The following is a 6,499-nucleotide window of genomic DNA, read 5'->3' as shown; positions in this document are numbered from 1 at the left end:
TTATGGTGGAAATGGTCGAAACCGCCGCGATTTTGAACCAAGCCGATGATCGCGCCTTGGTGATTTTGGACGAAATTGGCCGCGGCACCGCGACCTATGACGGGCTATCCATTGCTTGGGCCACGCTTGAGCATCTGCATGACGTCAACAAGTCGCGCGCTTTGTTTGCGACGCATTACCACGAAATGACAGCGCTTTCCGATAAACTGGATGGTGCGGACAACGCCACTGTTGCGGTGAAAGAATGGGAAGGCGACGTGATTTTCTTGCACGAAGTCATCAAGGGCAAAGCAGATCGGTCTTACGGCGTGCAGGTTGCCAAGCTTGCAGGGCTGCCCGGTGCTGTTGTGGAACGTGCGCGCGTTGTTTTGGAGGCTTTGGAGAAAGGCGATTCAGACACTAAGGCGTCGCCCAAAGCCATCATTGACGATTTGCCGCTGTTTTCTGCCGCCCCTGCGCCAGTGGCCGCGCCGGTTCAAAAGGGCCCAAGCCCAGTTGAAGAAAAGCTCGCCGAGATACTTCCCGACGAGCTGACGCCCCGAGAGGCGCTTCAAATTTTGTACGAGCTCAAATCGCTCGAAGCGGATTAAGCTGGGGTTGAGCTCACGCCAACTTGCGCAGGGCGCAACAAGCGGTCGTGGATCATAAAGCCAACGTTCATCACCTGAATGATGTCGCCCGCTTTTGTGCCAGGCACAGGTGCTTCGAACATGGCTTCGTGGATGTTTGGATCGAACTTGTCACCAACTTCAGGCGCAAGCGCGTCGATGCCGTGCTTTTTGAACACGTTCAAAAGCTCGCGCATGGTCAGCTCGATACCTTCGATCAGCGCTTTTTGCGCTTCACGTTGCTCGTCAGTGATCGTGTCAATGGCGCGCTTTAGGTTGTCGAAGACTGGCAACATATCGCGGCCAAGCTTGGAGCCGCCGTAGTTTTCAGCCTCTTTGCGATCGCGTTCACTGCGCTTGCGCGAATTTTCCGCGTCAGCCATCGCCCGCATAAAGCGGTCACGCATTTCGTCACGCTCGGCGCGCAACTTTTCCATTTCTTCTTCGCTGTTGTCTTCGCCCAGAAACTCGATGGGATCATCGGTTTCCATGTCAAACTCAGCATCAAGGTCTTTGTTCGGATCCGTCATGTTTCACCTTCTAAGACTTGCCGGACAGAATTTTGCCAACAAGCTGCGCTGTATAATCGACGATTGGAACGATCCGCCCGTAGTTCAAACGAGTCGGCCCAATGACGCCAACAGCACCGATAATTTTTCGCTCTGCGTTCATATAAGGAGAAACCACCAAAGAGGAACCCGAAAGAGAGAAAAGTTTGTTCTCAGAGCCAATAAAAATGCGCACACCGTCGCCATCTTCGGTCAATTCAAGGAATTCGGCGATGTCGCGCTTTTGTTCAAGGTCATCAAACAGACTGCGCACACGCAAAAGGTCCGTCTCGTCCGCGCCGCTATCCAGCAAATTGGAGCGACCGCGCACGATCAATCGTTCGTTTTGCGGCCCGTCACCTTCCCAAAACGCATCACCACTTTCGATCAATTCCGCCGCCAAGGTATCTAGCTCTTGCCTGCGCGACTTGATTTCAATCTCAACACTGCGGCGCAGCTCGGACAATGTTTTGCCCTGCGCCAGCGCGTTCAAAAAGTTCGCTGCTTCGCGCATCGACGACGATGTTTGCCCCACAGGCGGCGTGAACACGCGGTTTTCCACATGCCCATCCGCAAAGACCAGCACCACAAGCGCGCGCGACGGATCAAGACTGACAAAATCGATGTGCTTGACCGGCGCCTCATGCTTTGGCGTCAAAACCAAACTCGCCCCATGCGTGATCCCCGACAATACATTGCCCACACGGTCCAAAGTCGCGCTCACATCACTTTGATCTGTTTGCACCGTCTCTTCGATCTTCGCGCGATCAAACTGATCGACTTTTCCAACCTCAAGCAAGCCATCCACAAACATGCGCAAGCCAAGTTGCGTCGGGATACGGCCAGCCGAAATATGCGGACTGTCCAGCAAGCCTAAGTGCTCAAGATCAGACATCACGTTGCGGATTGTCGCGGCAGACACCTTTTCGTTCATTGTGCGCGTCAAGCTGCGCGAGCCAACAGGATCACCGTTTTCCAGATAGCCCTCAACAACCCTGCGAAAAACTTCGCGGGATCTATCGTTCATTTCCGAAATCAAATTACTAGAGTTGGGCATAGGTCCGCCAAAATTACGTCTGAGTGCAGTTAAAAGACATGCACCGACGGGGTCAATGACACTTGCACCAAACGCCTACACTTGGCTATGTCAGGTCAAACATCAGTCAAAGGACAAAATATGCGACCTTCCGGTAGATCACTAGATGAAATGCGCTCAATCTCCATCGAAACAGGCGTGACAAAACATGCCGAAGGCTCCTGCATGATCCGCTGCGGCGACACCCATGTCTTGTGCACCGCCACAATCGAACCACGCGTTCCACCATTTATGCGCAATTCAGGCCAAGGTTGGGTCACAGCCGAATACGGCATGCTGCCCCGTTCAACCACATCCCGCATGCGCCGCGAAGCTGCATCCGGCAAACAAGGTGGCCGCACTGTTGAAATTCAACGCCTGATCGGTCGGTCTTTGCGCGCAGGCGTAGATCGCGTTGCCTTGGGCGAACGCCAAATCACCGTCGATTGTGATGTGATCCAAGCAGACGGCGGTACACGCTGTGCATCAATCACCGGTGGCTGGGTGGCTTTGCGCCTTGCCGTCAACAAATTGATGAAAGCCGGCGACGTCACAACTGATCCGCTGATTTCAAACGTCGCGGCGGTTTCTTGCGGCATCTACGCGGGCCAGCCCGTCCTTGATTTGGACTACCCAGAAGATTCAGAAGCTGGCGTTGACGGCAACTTTATCATGTTGGCAAACGGTCAAATGATCGAAACCCAAATGAGCGCCGAAGGGTCCACCTATTCCCGCACTCAAATGAACCAACTCCTTGATTTGGCTGAAAAAGGCGTCGCTGACTTGGTTGCCGCTCAGAACGCTGCGGTGGCATAATGCGGGCGTTTGAGGGTCAAAAAATCGTCCTAGCATCCCACAACAAAGGTAAGTTGCGCGAAATTTCCGCGCTGCTTGCCCCTTACGGGATCGAAGTGATTTCTGCAGGCGATCTTGGGTTTGATGAACCCGAAGAAACCGAAAACACATTCGCAGGCAATGCGCGTATCAAAGCCCATTATGCCGCCAAGAAAAGCGGCCTGCCCGCCCTGTCCGATGACAGCGGTATCATGGTCGACGCGCTTGATGGCCAGCCTGGCGTCTACACCGCAGACTGGGCCGAAACCCCAAACGGACGTGATTTTCCCATGGCGATGAAAAAGGTTTGGGACCTTTTGGAAGCCAAAAACGCACCTGCGCCTCGGACAGCACGCTTTTGCTGCACGCTGTGTTTGGCGTGGCCTGATGGACATGACGAAGTGTTCGAAGGCAAAGTCGAGGGCAGCCTCACGTGGCCAATGCGCGGCGACAAAGGCTTTGGTTTTGACCCAATGTTTGTCCCTCTCGGCCATGACATCACCTTTGCGGAAATGGACCCCGACAAAAAGCAAGCCATGAGCCACCGCGCGGATGCCTTCGCCAAATTTGTCTCTGGCCCCTTTAAGGATTTGAAAAAATGAGCAAACGCACACTCATCTCATCTGGTTCTGACTTTGAAAAAACCATGGGATATTCCCGCGCCGTTGTGCAAGGCGACTGGTGTTTTGTGTCTGGCACCACCGGTTATGACTACGCCACGATGCAAATGCCCGCTTCTGTCGCCGATCAAGCGCGCAATTGTTTCGCCACCATCGCCAAAGCCCTGACGGATGGCGGTTTTGCGATGACCGATATCGTGCGCGTTCAATACACCATCACTGACGCGTCTTTGGTCGATGAGGTTGTTCCCGCGCTTGGCGAGGCTCTGGGTGACATTCGCCCCGCCGCCACAATGGTCGTCGCTGACCTGATCAAGCCGGAAATGTTGATCGAAATCGAAGTCACGGCATTTAAGGGATAATCATGGAAGATTGGCAAAACGGCGGCTTTGGTCTCTATATTCACTGGCCGTTTTGCAAAGCAAAATGCCCTTACTGTGATTTCAACTCACATGTCTCCGCCTCAATTGATGAGGCGGAATGGCAAGCTGCCTATCTGTCCGAAATTGACCGCGTTGCCGCACTGACCTCTGGTCGCCTGCTTAATTCCGTGTTTTTCGGCGGCGGCACGCCCTCCTTGATGTCGCCAGAGCTGATAAATGCGATCTTAGAGCGCGTTCAAAGCCGCTGGACCCTTGCCAATGACTGCGAAATCTCGCTTGAGGCCAATCCAACATCCGTCGAAGCGGGCCGCTTTCAAGGTTACCGCGCCGCTGGCGTCAATCGTCTTTCCATGGGAATTCAATCACTTAGAGAGAACGATCTCAAGGCACTTGGTCGGTTGCACACCGTCGATGACGCACGCAAAGCTTTTGACATCGCGCGCAATTCCTTTGACCGGATCAGCTTTGATTTGATCTATGCCCGCCAACAGCAAACTTTGGACGACTGGAAGGTCGAGCTGAAAGAAGCGCTGGATATGGCCGTTGACCATCTCTCGCTGTACCAACTCACCATCGAAGACGGCACCGCCTTTGGCGACAGATACAAACGCGGCAAGCTTGGCGGATTGCCCACAGAAGACACCGCCACAGACATGTATTTCGCCACGCAAGAGATTTGCGATGCGGCCGGCATGTCAGCGTATGAAGTCTCTAATCACGCCCCAAAAGGCTCTGAAAGCCGTCACAACGAAATTTATTGGCGCTACGGCGACTACGCTGGCATCGGCCCCGGTGCGCACGGCCGCCTCACCCTAAATGGTCAAAGATACGCCACCGACACGCCGCTTTCCCCCGCTTTGTGGCTCGAAAAAGTGCGCAAAACCGGCAGCGGCGAACAGTCCAGCACCAGCCTGCCCTTGGATGAGCAAATGACGGAATTCTTGTTGATGGGTCTGCGTCTCTCCGATGGCATCGATCTGACCCGCGCCTCCGCCCTTCAGGGAAGCCCATTTGTCGTTCAAAACAAATACCTGAGCGAAGATGGCTTGATCACAACAGAAAACGGGCGCCTTTCGGTTACTCCAAAAGGTCGCCCGCTTCTAAACGCAATTTTGCGCGAACTTATCGCTTAGGCTTACGCCCCGCGGGACAAGATTTGGCACAGCGCGTCCAAATCATCCAAGTCTTTGTAAGATATAGACAAAACACCACTTTCGGTGCCCGCTTTATGCGCAATATTGACGGGCATCCCAATTGCTGCCGACAAATCACCCTCAAGCGCGCGGGTGTCCGCATCTTTCTCACCCGCAGACTTAGGAGCGCGCGCTTTTGGTGTCGTCTGTGTTTTCCCTTGCTTGGCCAGTTTTTCGGTATCACGCACCGACAAGCCTTTTTTGACGACAATGCGCGCCAATTCGGACGGGCTGTCAGACGTAATCAACGCCCGCGCATGCCCTGCTGACAGCTCACCAGATACAACAAAGCTCTGCACATCGTCGGGCAACTGCAAAAGACGCATCAAGTTGGCGATGTGACTGCGGCTTTTCCCCAAAGCTTCCGCGAGCTTTTCTTGGGTGTGGCCGAATTTCTCCATGAGCTGCTTATAACCAGCCGCTTCCTCAATCGAATTCAGGTCCGCGCGCTGAATATTCTCGATAATCGCAACTTCAAGCACTTCAATGTCGTCGTATTCGCGCACGATAATCGGAATATCGTGCCGTTTCGCCAGTTGAGAGGCACGCCAGCGGCGCTCCCCTGCCACAATCTCGAAATTGCCTTCAGTTCTTGGGCTCGGACGCACGATGAGCGGCTGAATAACGCCTTTTTCGCGAATAGAATTTGAAAGATCGTCCAAATCTTCTTGAACAAAGTGACGACGCGGCTGATCAGGGTTTGGCTCAACCCGTTCGATTGGCACAACCAAGTCAGCACGACGCGCGCCGCTTTCTTGATCAACCACAACCGGATCATTCGGAATATCAGCCATCAAGGCCGACAAACCACGACCTAAACCACGAGACTTATTGACTTTTTTAGGCGTAACACTCATGGGCTATCTCCGCTTGTTCACTAGTTCATGCGCCAATGCGCGGTAGGCCTGACTGCCTTTCGAATTGGTATCATACTCCAAAACCGACAAAGCATAAGACGGCGATTCACTGATCCGAACATTACGCGGAATAACGGTTTCAAAGACCATATCTTTCAAATTATCGCGCGCATCTTGCTCAACTTGGCGGGACAAATTGTTCCGGCGATCATACATCGTCAAAACAACGCCCTCGATCCGCAGTTGTGGATTGGCCGTCTGACGCACCTCGCGTACGGTCAAAAGCAGCTGAGACAATCCTTCAAGCGCAAAAAACTCACTTTGAAGCGGAACAAGGATAGAATCCGAGGCAACCATCGCATTCACCGTCAAAAGACTGAG

8 protein-coding genes and 1 pseudogene are annotated in these 6,499 nt (G+C 53.6%); 5 read left to right on the top strand and 4 right to left on the bottom strand.

The annotated features are described in order from the left end of the window. Window positions 1–590: pseudogene (locus ABF287_RS13315) on the top strand (DNA mismatch repair protein MutS); the annotation flags it as partial. On the opposite strand, the gene ABF287_RS13310 reads toward ABF287_RS13315, so the two are convergent. Then, window positions 587–1,099, bottom strand: a complete 513-nt coding sequence (locus tag ABF287_RS13310; protein WP_347185493.1) for a nucleotide exchange factor GrpE — start codon at window positions 1,097–1,099, stop codon at window positions 587–589. The pseudogene ABF287_RS13315 and the gene ABF287_RS13310 overlap by 4 nt on opposite strands. 49 nt (window positions 1,100–1,148) lie before the next feature. Further along, window positions 1,149–2,213: a heat-inducible transcriptional repressor HrcA gene (gene hrcA / locus ABF287_RS13305; RefSeq protein WP_347185492.1), complete on the bottom strand. Its 1,065-nt coding sequence runs from the start codon at window positions 2,211–2,213 to the stop codon at window positions 1,149–1,151. Window positions 2,214–2,333: 120 nt separating this feature from the next. On the opposite strand from hrcA, the gene rph reads away from it, so the two are divergent. The 4 genes from rph to hemW are packed head-to-tail and all read left to right on the top strand — an operon-like array spanning window position 2,334 to window position 5,201. Next, window positions 2,334–3,047 (top strand): ribonuclease PH, encoded by a 714-nt coding sequence (gene rph, locus ABF287_RS13300; protein ID WP_347185491.1) that lies wholly within the window; start codon window positions 2,334–2,336, stop codon window positions 3,045–3,047. Continuing rightward, a complete protein-coding gene (rdgB, locus tag ABF287_RS13295) occupies window positions 3,047–3,667 on the top strand; it encodes an RdgB/HAM1 family non-canonical purine NTP pyrophosphatase (protein ID WP_347185490.1) in 621 nt (206 codons plus the stop codon). Before rph ends, rdgB begins: the two co-directional genes overlap by 1 nt. Continuing rightward, window positions 3,664–4,047: a RidA family protein gene (locus tag ABF287_RS13290; RefSeq protein WP_347185489.1), complete on the top strand. Its 384-nt coding sequence runs from the start codon at window positions 3,664–3,666 to the stop codon at window positions 4,045–4,047. The genes rdgB and ABF287_RS13290 overlap by 4 nt, the downstream gene beginning before the upstream one ends. A gap of 2 nt (window positions 4,048–4,049) precedes the next feature. Further along, window positions 4,050–5,201 carry a radical SAM family heme chaperone HemW gene (gene hemW, locus ABF287_RS13285; RefSeq protein ID WP_347185488.1) on the top strand — a complete coding sequence of 384 codons (1,152 nt, stop codon included), beginning with the start codon at window positions 4,050–4,052 and terminating at the stop codon, window positions 5,199–5,201. A 2-nt stretch (window positions 5,202–5,203) separates the two neighbouring features. On the opposite strand, the gene ABF287_RS13280 is transcribed toward hemW, so the two are convergent. Beyond that, a complete protein-coding gene (locus ABF287_RS13280) occupies window positions 5,204–6,118 on the bottom strand; it encodes a ParB/RepB/Spo0J family partition protein (RefSeq protein WP_347185487.1) in 915 nt (304 codons plus the stop codon). A gap of 3 nt (window positions 6,119–6,121) precedes the next feature. Next, a partial coding sequence (locus tag ABF287_RS13275) for a ParA family protein (RefSeq protein WP_347185486.1) occupies window positions 6,122–6,499 on the bottom strand: 378 nt, incomplete at its 5' end.

The sequence above is a fragment of the Pacificibacter sp. genome (assembly GCF_039769035.1).
In the GTDB taxonomy this organism is placed as follows: Bacteria; Pseudomonadota; Alphaproteobacteria; order Rhodobacterales; family Rhodobacteraceae; genus Celeribacter.
This window is presented reverse-complemented; position numbering and strand designations above follow the sequence as displayed.

Bases quoted from the DNA above. Each gene is read 5' to 3' on its own strand.
- rph (WP_347185491.1), top strand. From the start codon at position 2,334: ATGCGACCTTCCGGTAGATCACTAGATGAAATGCGCTCAATCTCCATC.
- hrcA (WP_347185492.1), bottom strand. From the start codon at position 2,213: ATGCCCAACTCTAGTAATTTGATTTCGGAAATGAACGATAGATCCCGC.
- rdgB (WP_347185490.1), top strand. From the start codon at position 3,047: ATGCGGGCGTTTGAGGGTCAAAAAATCGTCCTAGCATCCCACAACAAA.
- ABF287_RS13310 (WP_347185493.1), bottom strand. From the start codon at position 1,099: ATGGAAACCGATGATCCCATCGAGTTTCTGGGCGAAGACAACAGCGAA.
- ABF287_RS13280 (WP_347185487.1), bottom strand. From the start codon at position 6,118: ATGAGTGTTACGCCTAAAAAAGTCAATAAGTCTCGTGGTTTAGGTCGT.
- hemW (WP_347185488.1), top strand. From the start codon at position 4,050: ATGGAAGATTGGCAAAACGGCGGCTTTGGTCTCTATATTCACTGGCCG.
- ABF287_RS13290 (WP_347185489.1), top strand. From the start codon at position 3,664: ATGAGCAAACGCACACTCATCTCATCTGGTTCTGACTTTGAAAAAACC.